Annotated in this window: 21 protein-coding genes; 9 read left to right on the top strand and 12 right to left on the bottom strand. The window is 73.0% G+C overall.

What is annotated here, in order from left to right; translation table 11 throughout:
- Positions 1-391: 391 nt before the first annotated feature.
- The 4 genes from O7611_RS20060 to O7611_RS20045 form a co-directional block, all read right to left on the bottom strand.
- Positions 392-601, bottom strand: a complete 210-nt coding sequence (locus O7611_RS20060; RefSeq protein ID WP_194801157.1) for a hypothetical protein — start codon at positions 599-601, stop codon at positions 392-394.
- 135 nt (positions 602-736) lie between these two features.
- The gene (gene trpD, locus O7611_RS20055; RefSeq protein ID WP_194801158.1) at positions 737-1,783 is read right to left on the bottom strand and encodes an anthranilate phosphoribosyltransferase; all 1,047 of its coding nucleotides are present in this window, start codon (positions 1,781-1,783) and stop codon (positions 737-739) included.
- 81 nt (positions 1,784-1,864) lie between these two features.
- Positions 1,865-2,263 (bottom strand): hypothetical protein, encoded by a 399-nt coding sequence (locus tag O7611_RS20050; RefSeq protein WP_194801159.1) that lies wholly within the window; start codon positions 2,261-2,263, stop codon positions 1,865-1,867.
- Positions 2,264-2,367: 104 nt separating this feature from the next.
- The gene (locus tag O7611_RS20045; protein ID WP_194801160.1) at positions 2,368-3,321 is read right to left on the bottom strand and encodes a cytochrome c oxidase assembly protein; all 954 of its coding nucleotides are present in this window, start codon (positions 3,319-3,321) and stop codon (positions 2,368-2,370) included.
- 108 nt (positions 3,322-3,429) lie between these two features.
- On the opposite strand from O7611_RS20045, the gene ctaE reads away from it, so the two are divergent.
- The 5 genes from ctaE to O7611_RS20020 all read left to right on the top strand — a co-directional run bounded on the left by ctaE (position 3,430) and on the right by O7611_RS20020 (position 8,595).
- A complete protein-coding gene (ctaE, locus tag O7611_RS20040) occupies positions 3,430-4,029 on the top strand; it encodes an aa3-type cytochrome oxidase subunit III (protein ID WP_013287694.1) in 600 nt (199 codons plus the stop codon).
- Between the two features lie 72 nt (positions 4,030-4,101).
- Positions 4,102-4,935, top strand: a complete 834-nt coding sequence (gene qcrC, locus O7611_RS20035; protein ID WP_013287693.1) for a cytochrome bc1 complex diheme cytochrome c subunit — start codon at positions 4,102-4,104, stop codon at positions 4,933-4,935.
- A gap of 67 nt (positions 4,936-5,002) precedes the next feature.
- On the top strand, positions 5,003-6,091 hold the full coding sequence (gene qcrA, locus O7611_RS20030) for a cytochrome bc1 complex Rieske iron-sulfur subunit (protein ID WP_194801161.1): 1,089 nt from the start codon (positions 5,003-5,005) through the stop codon (positions 6,089-6,091).
- On the top strand, positions 6,088-7,719 hold the full coding sequence (gene qcrB, locus O7611_RS20025) for a cytochrome bc1 complex cytochrome b subunit (RefSeq protein ID WP_194801162.1): 1,632 nt from the start codon (positions 6,088-6,090) through the stop codon (positions 7,717-7,719). The genes qcrA and qcrB overlap by 4 nt, the downstream gene beginning before the upstream one ends.
- A gap of 207 nt (positions 7,720-7,926) precedes the next feature.
- Positions 7,927-8,595 carry a DUF4142 domain-containing protein gene (locus O7611_RS20020; RefSeq protein WP_120568762.1) on the top strand — a complete coding sequence of 223 codons (669 nt, stop codon included), beginning with the start codon at positions 7,927-7,929 and terminating at the stop codon, positions 8,593-8,595.
- 61 nt (positions 8,596-8,656) lie between these two features.
- Here O7611_RS20020 and O7611_RS20015 read toward each other — a convergent pair whose 3' ends face one another.
- The 5 genes from O7611_RS20015 to O7611_RS19995 all read right to left on the bottom strand — a co-directional run bounded on the left by O7611_RS20015 (position 8,657) and on the right by O7611_RS19995 (position 14,107).
- Complete coding sequence (locus O7611_RS20015) at positions 8,657-8,944, bottom strand: Lrp/AsnC family transcriptional regulator (RefSeq protein ID WP_013287689.1); 288 nt, start codon at positions 8,942-8,944, stop codon at positions 8,657-8,659.
- A gap of 52 nt (positions 8,945-8,996) precedes the next feature.
- Entirely contained in the window at positions 8,997-9,872 is an 876-nt protein-coding gene (locus O7611_RS20010; RefSeq protein ID WP_194801163.1) for a nucleotidyltransferase family protein, read from the bottom strand.
- Complete coding sequence (locus O7611_RS20005; RefSeq protein ID WP_194801164.1) at positions 9,869-10,396, bottom strand: NUDIX hydrolase; 528 nt, start codon at positions 10,394-10,396, stop codon at positions 9,869-9,871. The genes O7611_RS20010 and O7611_RS20005 overlap by 4 nt, the downstream gene beginning before the upstream one ends.
- Before the next feature lie 39 nt (positions 10,397-10,435).
- A complete protein-coding gene (locus O7611_RS20000; RefSeq protein ID WP_194801296.1) occupies positions 10,436-12,223 on the bottom strand; it encodes a RelA/SpoT family protein in 1,788 nt (595 codons plus the stop codon).
- A gap of 129 nt (positions 12,224-12,352) precedes the next feature.
- Entirely contained in the window at positions 12,353-14,107 is a 1,755-nt protein-coding gene (locus O7611_RS19995) for a DEDD exonuclease domain-containing protein (protein ID WP_269697379.1), read from the bottom strand.
- 127 nt (positions 14,108-14,234) lie between these two features.
- On the opposite strand from O7611_RS19995, the gene O7611_RS19990 reads away from it, so the two are divergent.
- The 4 genes from O7611_RS19990 (at position 14,235) to O7611_RS19975 (ending at position 18,790) form a co-directional block, all read left to right on the top strand.
- Complete coding sequence (locus O7611_RS19990; RefSeq protein WP_194801165.1) at positions 14,235-15,632, top strand: NYN domain-containing protein; 1,398 nt, start codon at positions 14,235-14,237, stop codon at positions 15,630-15,632.
- 208 nt (positions 15,633-15,840) lie between these two features.
- A complete protein-coding gene (locus O7611_RS19985) occupies positions 15,841-16,065 on the top strand; it encodes a hypothetical protein (protein WP_269697378.1) in 225 nt (74 codons plus the stop codon).
- Between the two features lie 344 nt (positions 16,066-16,409).
- Complete coding sequence (locus O7611_RS19980; protein ID WP_269697377.1) at positions 16,410-17,669, top strand: M48 family metallopeptidase; 1,260 nt, start codon at positions 16,410-16,412, stop codon at positions 17,667-17,669.
- Positions 17,666-18,790 (top strand): glycosyltransferase family 4 protein, encoded by a 1,125-nt coding sequence (locus O7611_RS19975; RefSeq protein ID WP_071098291.1) that lies wholly within the window; start codon positions 17,666-17,668, stop codon positions 18,788-18,790. The genes O7611_RS19980 and O7611_RS19975 overlap by 4 nt, the downstream gene beginning before the upstream one ends.
- A 96-nt stretch (positions 18,791-18,886) precedes the next feature.
- Here O7611_RS19975 and O7611_RS19970 read toward each other — a convergent pair whose 3' ends face one another.
- The 3 genes from O7611_RS19970 to O7611_RS19960 form a co-directional block, all read right to left on the bottom strand.
- Positions 18,887-20,563, bottom strand: coding sequence for a putative bifunctional diguanylate cyclase/phosphodiesterase (locus tag O7611_RS19970; RefSeq protein WP_269698133.1), 1,677 nt, complete (start codon positions 20,561-20,563; stop codon positions 18,887-18,889).
- Between the two features lie 76 nt (positions 20,564-20,639).
- A complete protein-coding gene (locus O7611_RS19965; protein ID WP_194801297.1) occupies positions 20,640-21,452 on the bottom strand; it encodes an SAM-dependent methyltransferase in 813 nt (270 codons plus the stop codon).
- A gap of 195 nt (positions 21,453-21,647) precedes the next feature.
- Entirely contained in the window at positions 21,648-22,316 is a 669-nt protein-coding gene (locus O7611_RS19960) for a response regulator transcription factor (protein WP_013287678.1), read from the bottom strand.
- Between the last annotated feature and the right edge of the window lie 4 nt (positions 22,317-22,320).

Below are 22,320 nucleotides of genomic sequence, written 5' to 3'. Positions count from 1 at the left end.
CACCCCCTCCCGGGGTAGCGGGCCTGTCGCTTTCCCCGTGCCTGCCCCGCGCGCCGTCCCCGCGCGCTGCCTGCGTCGATCATGAAGTTGACGGCACCGGCGGTCCCTTTTGTCCCCGCCAACTTCATGGTCACCGCCTGATGCGGTCAGCCTGGCGCTCTCCCGCTCACCTCCGACGCGCACTGCCTGGCTCACGCTGCGCTGTTCCATTCGCCGAAGAGCACCGTTCCACTCACCAGGACCACACGAGATCTTGGAAGGAAACGGCCTCCATGAGGGCCGTTTCCTTCCAAGATCTCGCCGCGCGCCGTGGCCCGAAGGGGCACGGCGCGGCTCGGGAGGAGCGTGGGCGGCTCGGGAAGGGCGAAGACGGGCGCCGAAGGGGTGGAGGTCAGGCGGCCTGGGGGTGGGATGGGCGGCGGGAAGCGCGGCGGCTCGCCAGGCGGGTCTCGCGGAACGTGAACGTGGCGATCACCACTGCCGCGCCGCAACCGGTGCAGATCAGCTCCGGGCAGTCGGCGCCGTGCCCGTCGCCGCACGGCGGCGCCTCGAACAGCACGACGCCCTCGCAGGTGTCACAGTGCAGCTCGCGGTCAGACACGGGTGGCTCCTCTCGCTCCGGGCATCGGCCGGGGCGGGAAGCCGCCGGTCGGTGGACCGAAGACCGAAAACGGATAGACCGAAAACGGAGAATAACTCCCGTGTAGTTTGGCACGCGGGTACGACAACAACGGCATCAGGCCGCGCGTGCCACCTCGAGCCAGCGGTCCAGCGCTGCCGCCGCGGCACCGGAGTCGACCGCCTCGGCGGCCCGGTCCAGGTTGGCCCGCAGCACCTCGTGCAGATCGCCGTCGAGCGGCCCCTGGGTGGCAAGCGCGACGGCGGCGTTGACCAGCACCGCGTCCCGTACCGGCCCGGTCTCGCCGGCGAGCAGGCGCCGGACCACGTCGGCGTTGTAGACCGCGTCCCCGCCGCGCAGGTCGGCCAGGGTGGCCCGGGGCACACCGAGGTCCGTAGCGTCCAGCACGGCCTCCGTGACGGTGCCCTGCTGCGCCACCCAGACCCGGGTGGGGGCGCCGGTGCTGAACTCGTCCAGGCCGTCCTCGCCGCGTACCACGATCGCGGAGTCACCCCGGGCCGCGAACACGGCGGCCATCACCGGGGCCATCCGCTTGTCGAAGCAGCCCACCGCGCCCGCACGGGGCCGCGCCGGGTTGGTCAGCGGGCCGAGGAAGTTGAACGCGGTGGGTACGCCGATCTCGCGCCGGACCGGGCCGGTGTGGCGCATGCCGGGGTGGAAGCGGGCGGCGAAGCAGAAGCCGATGCCGGCCTCGGTCACGCAGCGGGCCACCTGCTCGGGTGCCAGGTCGAGGGGTACGCCGAGCTGCTCCAGCACGTCGGCGGTGCCACACGAGGAGGAGGCGGCCCGGTTGCCGTGCTTGACCACGCGGACCCCGGCCCCGGCGACCACCAGCGCGGCCATGGTGGAGATGTTCACCGTGTGGGCGAGGTCGCCGCCGGTGCCGACCACGTCCAGCGCGCTCGCGCGTACGTCCTCGGGCAGGTGCACCGGCACCGCGCGGGTCAGCATGGTCTCGACCAGGCCGCCCAGCTCGGCGGGGGTCTCACCCTTGGTGCGCAGCGCCACGGCGAACCCGGCGATCTGCGCCGGGGTGGCCGAGCCGGCCATGATCTCGCCCATCGCCCACGCGGTGTCGGCGGTGGAGAGCTCCTCGCCGCGCAGCAGCGCGTTGAGCAGAAGCGGCCAGGTCCGTTCGCCCATGACGGGCCTCCCGAGCGGCGTGAGGAATGCGGTTGGGGCGCGCCACGGCCGCGTCGCCGTGGCGCGCGAAGACCGGCGGGGTCAGGCTGCGGCGTGGGTGCGGCGCAGCAGCTCCGCCACGGTGCTGCCGGCGACCACCGGGTCCAGCGGGTGGGTCAGCGTGGCGTCGACCTCGGCGTACGCGGCCAGCCAGCGGTCGGCGGCGCGGGCGAGCACCACGCAGGTGGGCGGCGCGTCGTCCCGGTCGTCCTTGATCTGGCGGGCGATGCCGATGCCGCCGCCCGGGGTCGCCTCGCCGTCGAGCAGGAGCAGGTCGATCTCGTAGTCGTCGACCAGCCGGATGCAGGCGTTGTAGTCGTCGGCCTCGACGAACTCGATCTCGAGCCCGGGCGCCGGCCGGGTGCCCACGGCGAGCCGCATCCGGTCGCGGACCTTCGGGTCGTCGCTGTAGAGCAGGACGGTGCAAAGACGATCGCTCATCGTGACGTGGCTCCCACCTCGTAGCTGCCCGCTGATCGTAGCGGTCGTCACATCCGGGCTGTCGCCCCGCCCGGCGGGCTCGGGGCGTACCCCGGAACGGGCCGTCAGGCGCTCGTCTCCGCGGCGCGCTGGCGGGCCTCCTGGCGGTCCAGCTCGCGGTCGAGCCGCCGGGCCTCGCGCTCGGACTGCTTGACCCACTGGACGACCAGGACGGCGAGCATGGTGACGCTGACGAACTCGCCGCCGGCCCACAGGATCCCGCCCGCGACCACCTGGTCGTTCCAGGGGTCGGACCAGGACAGGTTGAGCGACGGGTACCAGTCGCCGCCGAACAGCGTGGTGCTCTGCATGATGGTCAGGCCGAGGACGGTGTGGAACGGCACCGAGAGCAGCATGAGCAGCGCGCGGCCCGGGTACGGCCAGCGGCCGGGCAGCGGGTCGAGGCCGAGCAGCGGCCAGAAGAAGACGCAGCCGGTGGCGATGAAGTGCGCGTGGACCAGCTCGTGCGCCCACTCGTGGCGCAGGGTGAACTCGTAGAGGTCGGTGAAGTACAGCGCGAACGGGTTCACCACGAAGATGGCGAACGCCACAAGCGGGAAGCTGTAGATCCGGATCACCTTGCTGTGCACGATCGCGAGCAGCCGCTTGCGGGGCCGTGCCGGCAGCGTGCGCAGCGCCAGCGTCATCGGGGCGCCGAGCGCCAGGAAGATCGGCGCGATCATGGACAGCACCATGTGCTGCACCATGTGCACCGAGAGCAGCGCGGTGTCGTACGCGCCGAGGCCGGTGAGCGTGACCAGGGCGATGCCGCCGAGGCCCGGGCCGAGGAACGACACGGTACGGATGACCGGCCAGCGGTCGCCGCGCAGCCGCAGCCGGTGCACCCCGTAGAGGTAGAGGCCGGCGGCCAGGACGATGCCCAGCGTGAGCCAGCTGTCCAGCCGGGTCTCCGTGAACACCCGGGTCACGGTGAACGGCGGCGGGGCGCCCTCGCCTCCCGCCGCCAGCGTCGCCGGAACAGCCGAGGTGACGGCGCGGATCTGATCGACGTGCAGCACGCTTTTCAGGGTAGGTCAGGCGAAGCGGACCACCACGATCGGGCCACGGAAGGGCCGGGTTTGCCACCCCGCTGATCGTCGGTCCCGGTCAGGGGCAATAATGACCGCGTGACTGCGGCCCCAGCCATTGACAAGAGCCGGATCCACTCCCTGACCCGACCCAACATGGTCAGCGTCGGGACGATCGTGTGGCTCTCCAGCGAACTCATGTTCTTCGCGGCGCTGTTCGCGATGTACTTCTCCATCCGCGCGGCGGCGCCGGAGCAGTGGGAGAAGCACACCGAGGTGCTGAACATCCCGTACGCGACCACGTTCACGGTGATCCTGGTGCTCTCCTCGATCACCTGCCAGATCGGCGTGTTCGCGGCCGAGCGCGGTGACGTCCACGCTCTGCGCCGGTGGTTCACGATCACCTTCGTGATGGGTCTGATCTTCGTGCTCGGTCAGCTGAACGAGTACCGGACCCTGGTGCACGAGGGTGTGAAGATCAACGAAGACGGTTACGGGTCGATGTTCTACCTCACCACCGGCTTCCACGGTCTGCACGTGACCGGCGGTCTCATCGCCTTCGTGATCTTCATGATCCGTACCACGATGGGCCGGTTCACCCCCGCCCAGGCGACCTCGGCGATCGTCGTGTCCTACTACTGGCACTTCGTGGACGTCGTGTGGATCGGGCTCTACGCCATGATCTACTGGCTCCAGTGATCTTGGCGCGTCACGAACCGCGCCGCTGCTCCGTCCCCTGAGACAAGGTCCAACCGGTTAAGGACACAGGTCATGACTTCTGACAACGACCGCCGACGCGGTCTGCTCGCGCGGCTGCGCGGGCGGCCCGTAGCGCGCAGCAGGGGCCGCCGCCGGCTGGGTGCCGCGGTCCGGCTGTTCGCCGCGCTGATGCTGGCCGGCGGTGCCTACACCGTCTTCGCCCCCGGCGTGCAGGCGCAGGACAACCCTCCGTTGACCGCCGCAGGCAACGAGGGCAAGGCGCTGTTCGACGTGAGCTGTGTGACCTGTCACGGTCGCAACGCCCAGGGCGTCGAGGGCCGCGGTCCGAGCCTGATCGGCGTCGGAGCGGCCTCGGTGGAGTTCCAGGTCAGCAGCGGTCGCATGCCGATGGCCCGGCAGGAGGCCCAGGCCATGCGCAAGCCGCCGCAGTTCACCGACGAGCAGGTGCGCCAGCTCGGGCAGTACATCCAGGAGCTCGGCGGCGGCCCGGAGGTCCCCAACGGCGACCTGCGTGAGGGCGCCAACCTGTCCACCGGTGGTGAGCTGTTCCGGATCAACTGCTCGCAGTGCCACGCCTTCAGCGGCGGCGGCGGTGCGCTGTCCTCCGGCAAGTACGCGCCGAGCCTGGCGCCGGCCAGTGACCGGCAGATCTACGCCGCGATGCTGAGCGGCCCGCAGAACATGCCGGTGTTCGGCGACAACCAGATCACGCCCGAGGAGAAGGCGGACATCATCGCCTACATCCAGGAGACGCTGAAGCACGACGGCGACCCGGGCGGCTTCAACCTGGGCCGCTACGGCCCGTCGACCGAGGGTCTCGCGATCTTCCTGGTCGGCATCGTCGCGCTGGTCTTCGCGAGCCTGTGGATCGCGGGCAAGTCGTGACCGGACGGATCAATGCTTCCAGTGCTGTGGCGCCGGCCCCCGGCGTCACCCGTAGCGAGGTGACGGCATGAGCACCCACACCGAGCACCAGGCCCAGCAGGGCCCGGAGCCGCTCGACGTGAACGACCCCCGGCTCTCCCGGTTCGACATCGTCCAGGAGGGCGCGCGGCGGGACGACATCGAGATCGTCCACTACGAGCCGCAGGTGGTCCCGGGCAGCAAGGCCGAGCGCCGGCTGACCCGCACGGTCGCCCTGATGTTCCTGCTGACCGGCGTCTTCGCGACGGCCTTCCTGGTGGTCTACATCTGGTGGCCGTGGCAGTGGGAGCCGGGTACCGGCGGCGACAAGCTCTACACGCCGCTGCTCGGCCTGACCCTCGGCCTCGCGCTGCTGGGCATCGGCTTCGGCATCCTGACCTGGGGCAAGAAGCTGCTGCCCAAGGAGGTCTCGATCCAGGACCGGCACGACCAGGCCGACGACCCGGAGGGTCGCAAGATCACCGGCGAGACCATGCTCTACCTGGCCGACGAGATGGGCGTACGCCGCCGGCCGCTGCTGGGCATCTCGCTGCTCGCCGGCCTGGCGCCGGTGGGCGCGGTGGCCGCGGCACCGCTGATCGGTGGCCTGATCGAGCAGCCGCACAAGAACAACCAGATGTTCACCACCGGCTTCCAGCCGGGCGAGGGCGGCAAGAAGATCCGGCTGATCCGTGAGGACGGCCGCCCGATCCGCCCGGCCGACGTCAGCGTCGGCGGCCAGCTGACCGTGTTCCCAGGCATCGACGGCGGCGTGAGCAACCTGCACGCCGACTCGCCCACCCTGCTCATCCACCTGCGGGAGGACGACGCGCAGAAGTCGCGCGCCGCGAACGAGCGCAAGGGCCACGGCGACTACATGTGGGGCAACTACGTCGCGTTCTCCAAGATCTGCACGCACGCGGGCTGCCCGGCCAGCCTCTACGAGCAGCAGACCAACCGCCTGCTCTGCCCCTGCCACCAGTCGCAGTTCCTCATCACCGACAACGCCAAGCCGATCTTCGGCCCGGCGAACCGGCCGCTGCCGCAGCTGCCGATCGAGGTGGACGAGGAGGGCTTCTTCGTGGCGAAGTCCGACTACACCGAGACCATCGGTCCCGACTTCTGGGAGCGGCCATGAAGCGCCGAAAGTTTGATGCGGCCGCGCTGCCGGCCAAGAGCGCGCGGGCGGTGGACGACCGCTTCCAGGTGGCCACGCCCCTGCGCAAGCTGCTGAACAAGGTCTTCCCCGACCACTGGTCCTTCCTGCTCGGCGAGATCGCGCTGTTCTCGTTCATCGTCCTGCTGCTCACCGGCGTCTTCCTGACGTTCTTCTTCGAGCCGGCTATGACCGAGGTCATCTACAACGGCAGCTACGCGCCGCTGCGGGGCACCCCGATGTCGGCCGCCTACGCCTCCAGCCTGGACATCTCGTTCGATGTCCGGGGTGGTCTGATCATGCGGCAGATGCACCACTGGTCGGCCCTGCTGTTCATGGCCGCCATCGTGGTCCACATGCTGCGGGTCTTCTTCACCGGCGCGTTCCGCAAGCCGCGTGAGACCAACTGGATCATCGGCTCGCTGCTGTTCTGGGTCGGCTTCCTGGCCGGCTTCACCGGCTACTCGCTGCCGGACGACGGCCTGTCCGGCACCGGTCTGCGGATCGCCTCCGCGATCATCCTGTCGATCCCGGTGATCGGCTCCTGGGTCAGCTCGTCGATCTTCGGCGGGGAGTTCCCCGGCACCATCATCATCAGCCGCTTCTTCATCGCCCACGTGCTGCTCGTCCCGGGTCTGCTGGTGGCGCTGATCAGCGTGCACCTCGGCCTGGTGTTCAAGCAGAAGCACACCCAGTGGCCCGGCCCCGGCCGGACCAACTCCAACGTGGTCGGCGAGCGGATGTTCCCGCGCTACGCGCTCAAGCAGGGCGGCTTCTTCATGGTCGTCTTCGGCGTGATCGCGCTGATGGGTGGCCTGTTCCAGATCAACCCGATCTGGCTGTTCGGCCCGTACGAGGCGTGGGTGGTCTCGGCCGCCAGCCAGCCCGACTGGTACGTCATGTTCCTCGACGGCTCGACCCGGCTCATGCCGGGCTGGGAGATCCACATCCCGATCGGCAACGGGTACGTCATCCCACCGTTGTTCTGGCCGACTGTGGTGCTACCCGGAATCCTGGTCGGCCTGTCGACGATGTATCCGTTCCTGGAGGCGCGCCGCCTCAAGGACTACAAGCACCACAACCTGCTCCAGCGGCCCCGGGACGTTCCGGCCCGGACCGCCGTGGGCGCCATGGCGCTCGCCTTCTACATCGTGCTGACCCTCTCCGGCGCCAACGACGTCATCGCGGACAAGTTCCACATCAGCCTGAACGCGATGACCTGGGCCGGCCGGATCGGCCTGCTGATCCTGCCGCCGATCGCGTACTACGTCACGTACCGGATCTGCCTGGGTCTGCAGCAGCACGACCGGGAGGTGCTGGCGCACGGCGTGGAGACCGGCATCATCAAGCGGCTGCCCGACGGCCGGTTCGTCGAGGTCCACCAGCCGCTCACCTCGGCCGACGGCCACGACGGTCACCCGCCGGCGCTGGACTACGTCGGCTGGGTGGTGCCGAAGAAGATGAACCGGCTCGGTGCCCTCGGCCCGGCGATCCGGGGCTTCTTCTACCCGATCGAGAAGCCGGCCGAGGCGCCGGTCTCGCCGGGGCACCCGCCGGTCGAGGCCCGGCCGGAGCGGGAGGAGATCGGCAGCGGCGAGAGCCGTCGCTGACCTCCCCGTACGACTGACAGTGGCGCCCGCCGGATCATCCGGCGGGCGCCACTGCCGTTTCCGCCCGGTCGTCCCGTTCCCTCCCGCGCACGCCGGGAGGCCGGTGCGCGGACGGCCGTCGCCCCCGACACGGACGGGTGGAATCGCAGGAATAACCCCGGTCAGCCGGGTATCCGTGCGGTCCGACGTCTCATGGGGGAGGAACGAATGTTGGGAATCAAACGCCTGGGCCTGCTGGCCGCGCTGGTGGTCGTGGGGCTGGCGCCCGCCGCCGCGTCGCAGGCTGCGGCGCAGCCGTCGACGCAGGACACGCAGTACCTGCAGGCGGTGCACCAGGTCAACCTGTTCGAGATCACCGCCGGTAACCTGGCCCAGCAGAAGGGTCAGAACCAGCAGGTCAAGGACCTGGGCAAGATGTTCGTGACGGACCACACCCAGCTGGACCAGACGGTGCAGTCGACCGCGCAGCAGCTCAACGTGCAGTTGCCGGCCGACCCGACCGCCGACCAGCAGAAGGTCCTGGACAAGCTGAACAACCTCAGCGGGGCCGAGTTCGACAAGGCGTGGGTGACCGCGCAGCTCGCCGGCCACGTCCAGGCGATCCAGGCCACCCAGACCGAGATCTCGCAGGGCTCGGAGCAGTCGGTGGTGCAGATCGCGCAGGACGCGCTGCCGGTCCTCCAGGCGCACTACGACGCGCTCGTGGCCCTGGCCCAGACCTTGGGCGTCCCGGTTCCGCAGACCAGCGCCAGCGGCACGCCCAGCCCGGGCGGCACCACGTCCCCGGGTGGCACCGAGTCGCCGGCTCCGGGCGGCACCGAGACCGAGGAGCCCGCTCCGGGCACCACGGAGACCCCGGTGCCCAGCCAGAGCTGACGTACCGCACGGTCCACGGTGGCCGGTCCGCCCGCGAGGGTGGGCCGGTCACCGGCTCGTGTCAGTCGGCGTTCGCCAGCCCGATCGCGAACGCCTCCTCCAGGTCGTGCTGGGAGTAGGCGCGGAACGCGATGTGCGACTCGGTGTTCAGCACGCCCGGCACCTTCGAGATGCTGCCGGCGATGACCTGGGCGATCTGCTCGAACTCCCGGACCCGGACCATGGCGATCAGGTCGACGTGCCCCGCCACCGAGTAGACCTCGCTGACGCCGGGCAGGTTGGCCAGGGTCTCGGCCACCTCGGGGATGGAGTCGGTGGCGCAGTCGATCAGCACGATCGCGGTGATCACGGGACGGTTCTCCGTTCGTCGGCGACGAGGCCCATGCTAGAGCCCGCGCCCCTCACCGCGCCGCCGGGACGGTCAGGTCGTCACCGGCCCGGATCACCTCGCGCAGGCGTTCCCCGGCCGCGACGCTCGCGCCGGGCCACACCACCGACCGGTCCACGTCGCCGTGCACCAGCGCCCCGGCGCCGACCACCGAGCCGGTGACCCGGCCGGTCACCGTCGCCGCCGGGTCCACCAGCCCGTCCGGGCCGGCCGCGTGCAGGTTGGCGGCCAGGTAGTCGGCCGGGGTGCCGGTGTCGTAGAACGTGCCTCGGTAGGGCACGACGGTGAGCGCCCCGGCGGCCTCCGCGGGCCGCCACACCGCCCGGACCAGGTCGCCGAACGTGGCCGGCAGGTCGCGGACCAGCCGCCACGGCAGCAGCGAGAAACCCACGAACTCGTGGCCGTCGAAGGTTCCGGGGGCGTGCGGGTCGTCGGCGGGCCGGCCGAGCAGGCGTACGCCGTGCCCGTCCCACCCGTCCAGCAGCGCGGCGATGTCCGGGCCGGGCGGGGCCTGCGGGTCGGACAGGTACGCGTCGGCGTTGCCGACCAGCACGCCCCGGCCGTCGATCCAGTCCCGCAGCCGGCCCACGCCCCCGGCGGTGCCCAGCGGGGCGTCCGGCTCGACCGACAGGTGGGCCCGTCCGCCGACCCGCGCGACCACCTGGTCGCCCAGGTAGCAGGCGTTCACCGCGACCCGCTCCGGGCCGGTCAGACCCAGCCCGGCCAGCCGGGCCAGCGCCCGGTCCAGCAACGGGACGTTCCCGACCGGGCAGAGCGCCTTGGGTACCCGCTCGGTGAGCGGGCGCAGCCGGGTGCCCTCACCCGCTGCAAGCACCACCGCGCACACCTCGACCCCCGGTGCCGCGGTGCCCGCGTACGGGGTGCTCACGCGGCCGGTGGGTGTTCGCCGGCGCGCGGGCCGATGCCGTAGTAGCCGAGCAGGTTGGCGGTGGCGCGGCTGAGCCGGGGCAGGTCGTCGAGCGGATGGAAGGCGGCCTCGAACACCTCGGCGCCGTCCACCTTCAGCTCGGTGGTCGACGCCGGCACCTCGGCCTCGAAGACGACGTCGACCCAGCCCTTGGCGTGCACCACCGCGTTCGGCACCGCCGGGCGCAGCGCGTCGGGGGACAGGCGGACGCCTGATTCCTCGTACAGCTCGCGGGCGGCGCCCACCACCGGGGCCTCGCCGCGTTGCAGCAGCCCGGCCGGGAGCGTCCAGCTGTAGCCGGGCGGCTGGCGCAGCAGCAGGATCCGGCCCGCGCCGGTGGCCTCCGTGTCCTTGACCAGCGTGACCGCGCCGACGACGTACTTCGGTACGGCCAGCCGGACCAGCCGCCGCCGCAGCGGGACCGGAAGCCGGTAGAAGATCTGGTAGCCGAGGGCCCGTCCGGTGGCACGCGCGCGGGGGATCATGTCGTCCAGGCTAGTGGTCCCGGCGCGGACCGGCTCCGTCTACTGCCTGTGGTCGACCAGATCGATCAACTGCTGGACCACCGTGTCCGGCTCGACGGTGCGGTCGAAGACCGCCACCAGCAGCGTCTCCAGGTCGGGGTAGCCCAGTTCCTCGGACAGCCGCAGCAGCGGCAGGTCGCTGGCCAGGCCCCGGTTGTGCTTGCGCAACGCCAGGCCGATCGAGGCCCGGCCGAGCCGGACCTTGTCGGCGATCGAGATGCCCGGCTCGGTGTGCTCGGCGAACCAGCGGTTGATCTGCATCTGGGCGTGCGGGGACTTCACGAAGCCCAGCCACTCCCGGCGCGGGCCGCGCGGGGCCACGTCCGCCTCGAAGCCGCTCTCCGCGTCGTTCTCGGTGAAGATCTCCACCACGTCGCCCTCCTCCAGTTCCGAGGAGAGCGGTGCCAGCCGGCCGTTGATCCGGGCGGCCAGGCAGTGGTCGCCGCGCTCGGTGCCCAGCTCGTACGCGAGGTCGACCGGCGTGGCCCCGGCCGGCAGCACGACCTGCCGCCCGTCGGCCACCACCTGGATCTGCGCCTCGGACAGGTCGCAGCGCAGCGACTCCATGAACTGGGTCGGGTCGACCGTCTCCTGCTCCCAGTCGAGCACCCGGCGCAGCCAGGCCAGCTCGTCCGCCCGGTCGGCGCCCCGGCCCGCGGCCCGGGGGAACCGGTAGTGGGCGGCTACGCCGTACTCCGCGGAGCGGTGCATCTCGGTGGTGCGGATCAGCACCTCGACGGTGCGGTCCTGCGGGCCGCAGACACTCGTGTGCAGGGATCGGTAGAGGTTGTTCTTCGGGGAGGCGATGAAGTCCTTGAACCGGCCCGGCACCGGCCGCCACAGCCCGTGCACGGCGCCCAGAGCGGCGTAACAGTCGGTCGCCGGACCGTCCACCACGATCGCGATGCGGGGCAGGTCGAACGGGGCGGCGTGGTCGCCGGCGACGGTGTCCTTCCAGATCGAGTAGAGGTGCCGGGGGCGGGGGGAGACGTCGGCGTCGACCCGGTTGCGGCGCAACGCCGCCCGGGTGCGCGCCACCACGTCGGCCAGGTAGGCGTCCCAGCCGGGCCGGTCGTGCACGAACCGGGCGATCCGCGCGTGCTCCTCCGGCCGCAGGTGCAGCAGCACCACGTCGTCCAGTTCGCGTTTGAGGGTCTGGATGCCCAGCCGGTCGCAGAGCGGGACCAGCACCTCCTGGGTCTTGCGGGCGATCCGCTCCCGGGAGGCGGCCGAGCGTACGCCGAGCGTCCGCATGTTGTGCAGCCGGTCCGCCAGCTTGATCACCAGCACCCGGACGTCCTTGCCGGCCGCCACGATCATCTTGCGGACGGTCTCCGCCTCGGCGGCCTTGCCGTAGAACGCCTTGTCGAACTTGGTCACGCCGTCGACCAGGTGGGCGACCTCGCGGCCGAAGTCCTCCTGGAGCGCCTGGAGCGTGTAGCGGGTGTCCTCCACCGTGTCGTGCAGCAGCGCGGCGACCAGCGTGATGGTGTCCATGCCGAGGTCGGCGCAGATCTGCGCCACCGCCAGCGGGTGGGTGATGTACGGCTCGCCGCTCTTGCGGAACTGGCCGCGGTGCATGTTCTCGGCGATCGTGTAGGCCCGGCGCAGTACCGAGGCGTCGGCGCTCGCGTGGATGCCGCGATGGGCGCGGACCAGTGTGGTGACCGGGTCGCCGTCGGCAGTGGGCCAGGTGAGCAGGGAACGCAGGCGGCGGGTGAGCGGTAGTTCGCCCTGGGCAGGGAGCGCGCCACCCAGGGCGGCGCCGTGTCCGGCGTCGACGTCCACCTGGGACACCTCCTCACCCCGGCCCTCGGCCACCGGGGACCGGCGGCCGGGAGCAGAGCCCGCGAATCGGGCAGGTCTGCACTCCTTTAACAGACTAAGGGAGTCGAGGTAGTCCGATCGGTCAGTTGGTCATGAGCGTTCGGTCGAGAGTTTGGCGGATCCGCCGTTCTCCGCCTTCGTCAGCAGGTCGCGGAAACGCCCCGCGCCGGCCACCGGCGAGGCCCACCCGTCTGTCGTCTCGACCAGCCGGGTCTCCGGTCGTTCCAACCAGGACAGGATCCGCTCGGTCTCCTCGGCGGTGGCGGCCGGCACCGGGCCGTGCCCGGGCAGCACCGTCTCGGCGGTGGCCCGGATCGCCGCGATCGTGGGTCGCGGATGGACACCCGGCGGGGACACCCCGGCCCCGGCGAGCCGGCCGTGCCGCACCAGCGCCAGCTCCCAGCCACCCCGGGCGGCCGGGCGGGCGGCGGCCAGCTCGGCGATGCCGGTCAACGCGGCCAGCCGCTGCATCCGGACCGCCGCGCGCAGCACCGCCACCAGCCGGCCGCGCACCACCGCCGCCTCCTCGTACCGCCGGGCGGCCGACAGCACCTCGATGCGGGCGAGCAGCGCGTCCACCACCACACCGGGGTCGTCGCTGGTGGCGGTGCGGAACGGGGTCGCCGCCGTGTCGTCGTACTCCTCGGGGGTGATCCGGTGCTCGCAGGGCGCCGGGCAGCGACCCAGCTCGGCCAGCGCGCAGGCCGGCATGGTGGTGCGCCGGGAGAGCCGGTGCGTGCACTGCCGCAGCGGCACCGCGTCGTGGAAGCCGGCGGCGGCCAGCTCCGCCGCCTGCCGGGACCGGAACGGCCCCAGGTAGGCGGTGTCGGTGGGCGCGATGTCGCGCACGATCGACAACCGGGGGTACGCCTCGTCGGTGAGCTTCAGCCACACCTGGCGCTCCGGATACTTCGACCGGCGGTTGTACGGCGGCGCGTGCGCCGCGATCAGCCGCAGCTCGCGGACCTCGGCCTCCAGCGAGTGGGCGCACTCGACCGCCTCCACCCGCTCGGCGGCGGCGAGCATCTCGGAGATCCGGGCCCGCTTCTCCGCGGCGGTGAAGTAGCTGCGGACCCGGGTGGCGATGTCACCGGACGTGCCGACGTAGAGCGGCCGGTCGTCGGCGGCCCGGAAGATGTAGACGCCCGGCACCTTCGGCAGCCCGTCGGCGAGGTGCCGCTTGCGGCGCTGGGTGGGGGTGACCGCGCGGGCGAACTCGATCGCCTCGCCGACCGTGCCGACCCGGTGCCCACCGAGGCGGCCGATCAGCCCGTGCAGCACGTCGACGGTGGCCTTGGCGTCGTCGAGCGCCCGGTGGGTGGGCTGGGTCGCGGTGCGGAAGTAGGCGGCGAGCGTGCCCAGCTTGCGGTTGGGCACCTCGTCGCGGGTGAGCACCCGCCGGGCCAGCGCGGCCGTGTCCAGCACGCGGGGGTTGGGCCAGCGGTAGCCGTGCTTCGCGCAGGCCGCCTTGAGGAAGCCCACGTCGTACGGCGCGTTGTGGGCGACGAGCACGGCGTCGCTGATGAACTCCAGGAAGCTCGGGAGCACCTGCTCGATCGGCGGGGCGGGCAGCAGCATGGCCTGGGTGATGCCGGTGAGCACGGTGATGAACGGCGGGATCGGCACGCCCGGGTTGACGAGCGTGGCGAGCACGCCCAGCTCCTCGCCGCCGCGCACCTTCACCGCGCCGATTTCGGTGATCCCGCCGCCGTCCGGAGCGCCGCCGGTGGTCTCCAGGTCGACCACCACGAAGGTGGTCGCGTAGAGCGGCAGCGCCGGGTCGACGCCGCTGCCCGCCGGGTCCAGGCCGGCCAGCGACTCCTGGACGTACTCCGCTCGTGTCACCCGCGGGACGCTAGCGGCACGGTCCGACACTCCCGTCACTGCGGCCCCAGGAGATACCACGGGGGTACGATGAGAGATCGGCTCACTCACCGGGCGGTGGGCCCGTTCGGGGTGGGAGACTTGCCTCATGCCCCTCAGCGAGCCGTACGACGACCACTCCTCCGTGGAGGAGCCGGTGGTCGGCGTGCCCGCCGATGAGGACGCGCCACCGGCGATCGAGCCCGAGCCGGTGCTGCCCGAGCCGGTCCGGCAACGGATCGTCACGCTGACCGCCGCCGTGCTGCCCGGCCTGCCCGCCGACGAGGTGCCGGTGCCGCTGCGGCGGGTCGCCAAGTTCGCCCCCAACCGTCGTGCCCGCCTCGGCGCGCCCGCGATCGCCGCCCAGCTCACCGCCGACCCGCTGTTCCGGCAGCGGATCACCGCCCGGGTGCTCGCCGACGCCGGCGACCTCGGTGCGGCGGTGGTCGACGGCACCGCACCGGCCGCCGCCGACCCGGTCGAGGTGGCCGCCCTGGCCTACCTGGCCCGGCCCCGCGGCTGGCGGGACCTGATCGAGGCCAGCGGCGAGGCGGTACGCGCCGAGGCGGACAGCGCGGTCGTGGCCGAACTGGTCCGCGAGGCCGAACAGCGGGCCGCCCGCGCCGAGCACGACCGCGCGGTGGCCCGGGTCGAGGCGGAGAAGCTGCGCGACGAGCTGGCCCGGGTCCGGGAGGAGCTGGGTCAGCTCCGCGAGGAGGCCCGCCAGCTGACCCGTACCCTGCGGGAGACCCAGGCCCGCGAGCGCAAGGCCACCGAGATGCTCGCCACCGAGCGGGGACGGGCGGCCCGTGCCGCCGCCGACGCGGACGCCGAGCTGCGCCGCGCCCGGGCCCGGCTGGCCGAGGCGGAGGCCGCCGCAGGCGTGGCCCGGGCCAGCGCCAAGGAGGCCCGCTCGGTCGACGACGCGCGGCTGTGGCTGCTGCTGGAGACGATCGGCCAGGCCGCCGTGGGGCTGCGCCGCGAGCTGGCGCTCGACCCGGTGGACAAGCTCCCCGCCGACTTCGTCGCCGACGCGTTCGCCGAGCAGCCGGGTGCCGCCCAGGCCGGCCCGTCGACGCGGGCCCGTGACACCGACGACCCGGCCCGCCTCGACCAGTTGCTCGCGCTGCCGCGGGCGCACCTCGTCGTGGACGGCTACAACGTGACGAAGCGAGGCTTCGGCGAGATGTCGCTGGAGCAGCAGCGCAAGCGGCTGATCACCGGGCTGGGCGGGATCGCCGCGCAGACCGGGGACGAGGTCACAGTCGTGTTCGACGGCGCCGAGCGGATCCACGGACTGCCCCCGGCGCCGCGCGGCGTGCGGGTGCTGTTCTCCCGCAAGGGCGAGACCGCCGACGAGCTGATCCGCCGGCTGGTCCGCGCCGAGCCGGCCGGCCGGCCGGTGGTGGTGGTCTCCTCGGACCGCGAGGTCGCCGACGGGGTACGCCGGCACGGTGCGTACCCGCTGGGCGCCGACTCGCTGCTGCGGCGCCTGGCCCGGTCCTGAGCCTTCTCTCTCCCCCTTGATCGACTCCAGATCGGGGGAGTGGTGGGGTCGGACGCGTGCTGATCGCGCCACTTCGGCGTACTGGTTCTGCTTCGCGGCGGCTGCTGCCTCGTTGTCCGGTTCTGTCGTACCGGGGCGTTAGCGTCCTGGTGACCGACGGTGGTGGTTCCTTCCCCGAGCGCCACCGGCGACCCGTCAGGAGGCGTTGATGCTGATCGACTGCGACACCTGCGGCAACCGCGGCGCCGGCTGCTCCGGCTGCCTGGTGACCGCACTGCTCGACTCCGACCCGGCCGACCTGGGCCCGGCCGAGCACCGGGCGATCGAGGTGTTCGCGCGGGCCGGCTTCGAGGTGGACGTGCTGCCGTCGGCGCCCGCCGAGGCGCCGGCGCCGATGCCCCGCCGCCCCGGCCGTCGTTGCCGGGTCGCCTGACGCTGCCCGCTGCCCGCCGGCTTCCGCCTGCCGCTGAAGGAGGGCCGCCCCGGGGTGCTCGAGGCGTTCGTCGGGATCACCCCGTCCACCTTCTCGTCCCCAGCCCGGCAAGGGCCATCGATCTTGGAGTTGTGGTGCCCAGGATGTCCGAGTAGTCACGTTTGTCAGCCGCCACAACTCCAAGATCGGCGCGCGGGTGAGCTGGGGCCGCGCGCGCGGGGCGGGGCGGGCGGGACCGCGTGGCGGGCACGGCGGTCCCGCTTGCGCGGCCGGGCAATAGGATGAGCGGTCACGGCGGGAGGGGGCGGGATGACGCGGACCGGGCACGACGGCGGGATGGGGCGGTGACCCCGCGCGCCTGGGCGCTGCTGACCCTGGGCGGCCTGGTGGTCGCGCTGCTCGTGGCGGTGGTGCTGCTGGTGCCGTGGAGCCGCCCGCCGGCGCCCCGCGCCGACCAGCTCGCGGCACTGCGTGACCTCCCGGCCGAGCAGGTGACCCGGGGCCGGGCCTTCCACGGCGCGCTGCGCCCGGCGGCCTGGTCGGCGCTTGCGGTCGGGCTGGTGGTGGCGTTGCTGCTCGGGCTGACCCCGCTGGGCGGGCGCCTGGTCGAACTGGTCGGCCGGCCCTTCGGCGGGCACTGGGTCGCGCAGGCAGTGCTCGGCGGGCTGGCCGTCATGTTCCTCGCCGACCTGCTCACGCTGCCGTTCGCGGCCTGGCGCCGCACCGTGCTTGTCCGCTACGGGCTGAGCACCCAGAGCTGGGGCGGCTGGGCCGTCGACCTGCTCAAGTCGTACGCGGTCAGCGCGGTGATCGGCGCGCTGGTCCTGCTCGGCTTCTACGGGGTGGTGCGGCTCGCCCCGCGCTGGTGGTGGGCGTTCGGCGCGGCCGGAGCGGCGGCCCTTGTGGTGGTGCTGTCGTTCGTGCTGCCGGTGCTGGTCGAGCCGGTGTTCAACCGGTTCACCCCGATGGAGCCGGGTCCGCTGCGCACCGAGCTGACCGCGATGGCCGCCCGGGACGGCGTGCCGGTGCGCGACGTGCTCGTCGCCGACGCGTCCCGGCGTACCAGTGCGGTGAACGCGTACGTCTCCGGGCTCGGCCCGACCCGGCGGGTGGTCGTCTACGACACGCTGCTGCGCGAGGCGGAACCGGCCGAGGTGACGAGCGTGGTCGCCCACGAGCTGGGGCACGCCAAGGACCGGGACGTGTGGACCGGCACGGTGCTCGGCGCGCTCGGCGCCGCCGCCGCCGTGGTGGCGCTCTACCTGATCGGCTCGTGGACGCCGCTGCTGCGGCTCGCCGGCGTCGACTCGATCGCCCATCCGCGGGCGTTCCCGCTGCTGATCGCGCTGGTCACGGTCGCCGGGCTGCTCGCCACCCCGGCGCAGGCGCTGGTCTCGCGCCGGATCGAGGCCCGCGCCGACGCCCACGCGCTGGCACTCACCGGCGACCCGGCGACGTTCGAGGCGATGCAGCGACGACTGGCCGGGGTCAACCTGGCCGACCCGGACCCGCCGCGCTGGGAGCGCCTCTGGTCGGCGACCCACCCGTCCACCGTGGAGCGGATGGCCGCCGCCCGCGCCTACGCCAGGGAGTCCGGCCGATGAGCCGCACCTTGCTGATCACCAACGACTTCCCGCCGCGCCCCGGCGGCATCCAGTCGTTCGTCCACAACCTCGCCGTGCGCCAGCAGCCCGGCTCGGTGGTGGTGTACGCGTCGAGCTGGCGCGGGGCGGAGAAGTTCGACGCCGACCAGCCGTTCGAGGTGGTCCGGGAGCGGACCCGGGTGCTGCTGCCCACGCCGCTGATCGCCCGGCGGGCGGCGCGGCTGGCGCGCGCGTACGACTGCGACACCGTGTGGTTCGGCGCGGCGGCCCCGCTGGGGCTGCTCGCCGCTGGCCTGCGGCGGCGGGCCGGGATCCGCCGGGCGGTGGCGCTGACCCACGGGCACGAGGTCGGCTGGGCGGCGCTCCCAGGCGCCCGGTCGGCGCTGCGCCGGATCGGGCGGGGCGTGGACGTGACCACCTACCTCGGCGAGTACACCAGGGCGCGGCTGGCCCGCGTGCTGGACGGGCTGACCGAGCTGCGGCGGCTCGCGCCCGGCGTGGACGTGGACACCTACCACCCGGACGTCGACGGCGGGCGCGTCCGGTCGCGGCTCGGGCTGGCCGACCGGCCGGTGGTGGTGTGCGTGTCGCGGCTGGTGCCCCGTAAGGGCCAGGACATGCTGATCCGCGCGCTGCCGGAGATCCGCCGCCGGGTGCCCGACGCCGCGCTGCTCGTGGTGGGCGGCGGCCCGTACCGCTCGACGCTGGAGAAGCTGGCCCGGCAGACCGGGCTGGAACGCGACGTGGTCTTCACCGGCTCGGTGCCCTCGGCCGAACTGCCCGCGCACTACGCGGCCGGCGACGTCTACGCGATGCCGTGCCGCACCCGCAACCGGGGCCTGGACGTGGAGGGCCTCGGGATCGTCTACCTGGAGGCGAGCGCGACCGGGCTGCCGGTGGTGGCCGGGGACTCCGGCGGGGCCCCGGACGCGGTCCGCGAGGGGGAGACCGGGTACGTGGTCGGCGGCCGGGACGTGGCCCAGCTCGCCGACCGGGTGGCCACGCTGCTCGCCGACCGGGATCTGGCCCGGCAGTTCGGCGCGGCCGGCCGCGCCTGGGTGGAGCGGGAGTGGCGCTGGGAGACGCAGGCGCAGCGGATGGCCGCCCTGCTGGCCGGCTGACCGCATGCCAGCCGGACCAGGAGCCCGCGTGCCAGCCGGATCAGGGCACCGCGGGCCGGCCCGGTCAGGCGGCGGCCGGGTCAGGCGACGGCCGCGTCAGGAGGCCGCGTCGACGTGGGCGGGCACCCGGCCCAGGTGCGGCGCGGCCGGTCCGGGGCGGCCGAAGTGCCAGCCCTGCCCGGCGTCGCAGCCGATCGCGCGCAGCCGGTCGGCCTGGTCGGCCGTCTCCACGCCCTCGGCGGTGACCGTCAGGTCCAGCGCGTGCGCCAGCGACACGAGCGAGGCGAGGATCCGCTCGTCGGTGCCGCTGCCCGGCGCCCGCAGGCCGGTCACGAACTCGCCCGCCACCTTCAGCTCGTCGACCGGCAGGTCCCGCAGGTACGCGAGGTTGCAGTAGCCGGTGCCGAAGTCGTCGATGGCGACCCGGACACCGAGGTCGCCGAGCACCCGCAGGGCGCGCACCGGCTCGACGACGGTGCTCATCATGGTGCTCTCGGTGATCTCCAGTTGCAGCCGGTGCGGCGGCAGGCCGGTGCGCCCGAGCACGCCGCGTACCTCGGTCACCAGGTCGGTGCGGTGCAACTGCCGGACGGCGAGGTTGACGCTGACGAACGGCGCGTCGCCGTCCGCGCCGGGCCAGGTGCCCGCCTCGCGGCACGCCTCGGCCAGCACCCAGCTGCCCAGCCGGACGATCAGCCCGGTCTCCTCGGCCAGCGGGATGAAGCTGTCCGGCCGCAGCACACCCAGCTCCGGGTGCCGCCAGCGCACCAGCGCCTCCATGCCGAGCACCCGCCCGTCGCGCAACGACGTCAGCGGCTGGTAGTCGAGGTAGAACTCGCCCCGGTCCAGCGCGGCGGGGATAGCCGCGGACAGCGCGTACCGGGCCAGCTCGCGGCGGTTGCGGTCGGCGTCGAACAGCGACCAGCGGGCCCCGCCGGCGGCCTTGGCCCAGTGCAGCGTGCTGTCGGCCGCGCGCATCAGGTCCATCGGCGAGGTACCCGCGACCGGCCGCTCCACGATGCCGATGCTGGCGGACACGGTCAGCTCGTGGCCGTCGACGAGCGCCGGTTCGCGTACCGCGGCAAGGGCCGCCTCGGCGACCTTCACCGCGTCGTCGGTGCCGGCGGTACGTTCGACCAGGATCACGAACTCGTCGCCGCCGAGCCGGGCCACCAGGTGTTCGCCGAGCGCCCGGTGCAGGCGCTGGGCCACCGTCACCAGCAGCGAGTCGCCGATCTGGTGGCCGAGGGAGTCGTTCACGACCTTGAACCGGTCCAGGTCGAGGAAGCAGACGCCGACCCGGTCGGCGCCCCGTCCGGGCGCGGTGATCGCGGCGGTCAGCCGTTCGGTGAACAGCGTGCGGTTCGGCAGGCCGGTGAGCGGGTCGTGGGTGGCCTGGTGCCGGAACCGGGCCTCGCTGTCGCGCAGCGCCCGTTCCGCCTGCGCCCGGGCCATCATGGCGGCCCGGCGGATGGACTCCTGCTCGTCCAGCGTGCGGTCGCGCAGGGCGCGGGCGTACCCGGTGGCGACGGTGGCGAGCAGCCGCGCCATCCGGTCCTCGACGTCGTCGACGACCAGGTCGAGGTCGCGGACCAGGCGCAGCTGGATGACCTCGACGGTGCGGCCCAGCCCCTCCGCGGAGGCGATGTGCGCCTGCACCAGCTCCGCGCCGACCTGCTGGCCGATCCGCAGGTCGAACGGCTCGGCGCGCAGCGCCTGGGCCAGCCGGTCGGTGAGCCGTTGCAGCATCTCCTCCAGCTGCGACTGGGTCATCGGCAGGTAGCTGGTGCCGGACACCGCCTTGGCCCAGGCCCGGGCGAAAACGCCGGGCCTGCTGCGGGTCGCGTCGTCACCCACCGAGCCGCCCGACCCCGCCCATGAACACGGCCCGTTCGGCGTTCTCCGCCTGGTCGGGGGAGTCCGGCCGCCACTGCGGCACCCACACCACACCCGGGTCGACCAGCTCGAAGCCGTCGAACAGCGCGGTCATCTCGGCCCGGCTGCGGATCCAGAGCTGGCTGTCGGTACGCCGGTAGACCCGCTCCGCCTCGGCCCGCTCGCCGGTGCCGTCGCGGCCCTCCTCGCTGGCCTGGGAGAGCACCAGGTGGCTGCCGGGTGCCAGCGCCCCGCGCAGCGTCCGCAGGATCTCCTCGGGGCGGTCGGCGTCCGGGACGAAGTGCAGCACCGCCACGATCATCACGGCGACCGGCCGGGTGAAGTCCAGCAGCCGGGTGACCTCCGGGTGGGACAGGATCGCCTCCGGGTTGCGCAGGTCCTCCTGCAGCACTGTGGCGTTCTCGTTTCCGGCCAGGATCTCCTGGCTGTGCGCCACCGCCACCGGGTCCACGTCGACGTAGACCACGCGCGAGTCCCTGTCGATCCGCTGGGCGATCTCGTGCACGTTGCCGACGGTCGGGATGCCGGAGCCGATGTCGAGGAACTGGCGGATGCCGGCCTGGGCGAGGTACTGCACCGCCCGGCGCAGGAACGCGCGGTTGGCCTGCGCCATCAGCGGCGCCTCCGGCACCGCCTCCACCATCGCGCGGGCGGCCGCCCGGTCGGCCGCGAAGTTGTGCGAGCCGCCGAGGTAGTAGTCGTACATGCGGGCGACGCTGGGGCGCTCGATGTCGATCGTCTCGGGTGCCCAGTCCGGCCGCTGCATGTCCTGCCCCTCGGGTGTCGGCGACACGCGGTCGTCACCGCCGCGCGGATCACCCGGGTATTCTGCCCCTCCGCCGTCGCGCTGCAAAGACCGCCGTCACTGCGCGTCCGGCCGGTCACCGTCAGCGACCAGCCGGGACCGGAAACGCCGAGAGGCCCGCGTCCGTGGCGGACGGGGCCTCTTCGGCGGTACGTGTCAGAACTTCGGCGCGTCGGGGGCCTCCAGCAGCCCCAGCCGCAGCGCCGTCATCAGTGCCTGCGCCCGGTTGGCGGCGCCCAGCTTCTCGTAGAGCTTGGAGATGTGGGTCTTGGCGGTCGACTCGCTGACGAACAGCTGCTTGGCGATGCCGGCCACGCTCATGCCGTCGGCGAGCAGCCGCAGCACCTGGCCCTCACGGGGGGACAGCTGCGGACCGGACGGCGCCAGCCGGCGCTTCATCGCCTCGGCCAGGTCGGCCGCGGTGAACGCGCTGGGGGAGGAGGCGGCGTGCCGGGCGGCGGCCACCACCTCGTCGGCCGGGGCGGTCTTCGGCACGAATGCGCTCGCGCCCGCCTCCAGGGCACCGAAGAGCTGGTCGTCACCGGCGTACATGGTGAGCACGACGATGCCCATGGACGCGCTGGACTTGCGCAGGGCGCGGGTGGCCTCCAGGCCGCTGCCGTCGGGCAGGCGGAGGTCCATGATCACCACGTCGGGCTGGAGCGCGCCGGCCTGGCGCACGCCCTCCGCCGCGGTGGCCGCCTCGCCCACGACCTCGAACTGACGGTCGCGCTCGAACGCGTGACGCAGCCCCTTGCGGATGAGGTCGTGGTCGTCGACCAGGAGAACCTTGGTACGGGTGGCCGGTGTCGGACTGCTGGTCATCCTC

Source organism: Micromonospora sp. WMMC273 (assembly GCF_027460285.1).
Lineage (GTDB): Bacteria > Actinomycetota > Actinomycetes > Mycobacteriales > Micromonosporaceae > Micromonospora > Micromonospora aurantiaca.
Note: the sequence above shows the minus strand (reverse complement) of the source record. Positions and strands in the feature narration are given on the sequence as shown.

What these genes read in the sequence shown, in the direction of transcription:
- O7611_RS19990 (WP_194801165.1), top strand. Translation starts at nt 14,235, where the DNA reads ATGCCCCTCAGCGAGCCGTACGACGACCACTCCTCCGTGGAGGAGCCG.
- qcrB (WP_194801162.1), top strand. Translation starts at nt 6,088, where the DNA reads ATGAAGCGCCGAAAGTTTGATGCGGCCGCGCTGCCGGCCAAGAGCGCG.
- O7611_RS19970 (WP_269698133.1), bottom strand. Translation starts at nt 20,563, where the DNA reads ATGACCCAGTCGCAGCTGGAGGAGATGCTGCAACGGCTCACCGACCGG.
- O7611_RS19975 (WP_071098291.1), top strand. Translation starts at nt 17,666, where the DNA reads ATGAGCCGCACCTTGCTGATCACCAACGACTTCCCGCCGCGCCCCGGC.
- O7611_RS19960 (WP_013287678.1), bottom strand. Translation starts at nt 22,316, where the DNA reads ATGACCAGCAGTCCGACACCGGCCACCCGTACCAAGGTTCTCCTGGTC.
- trpD (WP_194801158.1), bottom strand. Translation starts at nt 1,783, where the DNA reads ATGGGCGAACGGACCTGGCCGCTTCTGCTCAACGCGCTGCTGCGCGGC.
- qcrC (WP_013287693.1), top strand. Translation starts at nt 4,102, where the DNA reads ATGACTTCTGACAACGACCGCCGACGCGGTCTGCTCGCGCGGCTGCGC.
- qcrA (WP_194801161.1), top strand. Translation starts at nt 5,003, where the DNA reads ATGAGCACCCACACCGAGCACCAGGCCCAGCAGGGCCCGGAGCCGCTC.
- O7611_RS20050 (WP_194801159.1), bottom strand. Translation starts at nt 2,263, where the DNA reads ATGAGCGATCGTCTTTGCACCGTCCTGCTCTACAGCGACGACCCGAAG.
- O7611_RS19985 (WP_269697378.1), top strand. Translation starts at nt 15,841, where the DNA reads ATGCTGATCGACTGCGACACCTGCGGCAACCGCGGCGCCGGCTGCTCC.
- O7611_RS19965 (WP_194801297.1), bottom strand. Translation starts at nt 21,452, where the DNA reads ATGCAGCGGCCGGACTGGGCACCCGAGACGATCGACATCGAGCGCCCC.
- O7611_RS20005 (WP_194801164.1), bottom strand. Translation starts at nt 10,396, where the DNA reads ATGATCCCCCGCGCGCGTGCCACCGGACGGGCCCTCGGCTACCAGATC.
- O7611_RS20020 (WP_120568762.1), top strand. Translation starts at nt 7,927, where the DNA reads ATGTTGGGAATCAAACGCCTGGGCCTGCTGGCCGCGCTGGTGGTCGTG.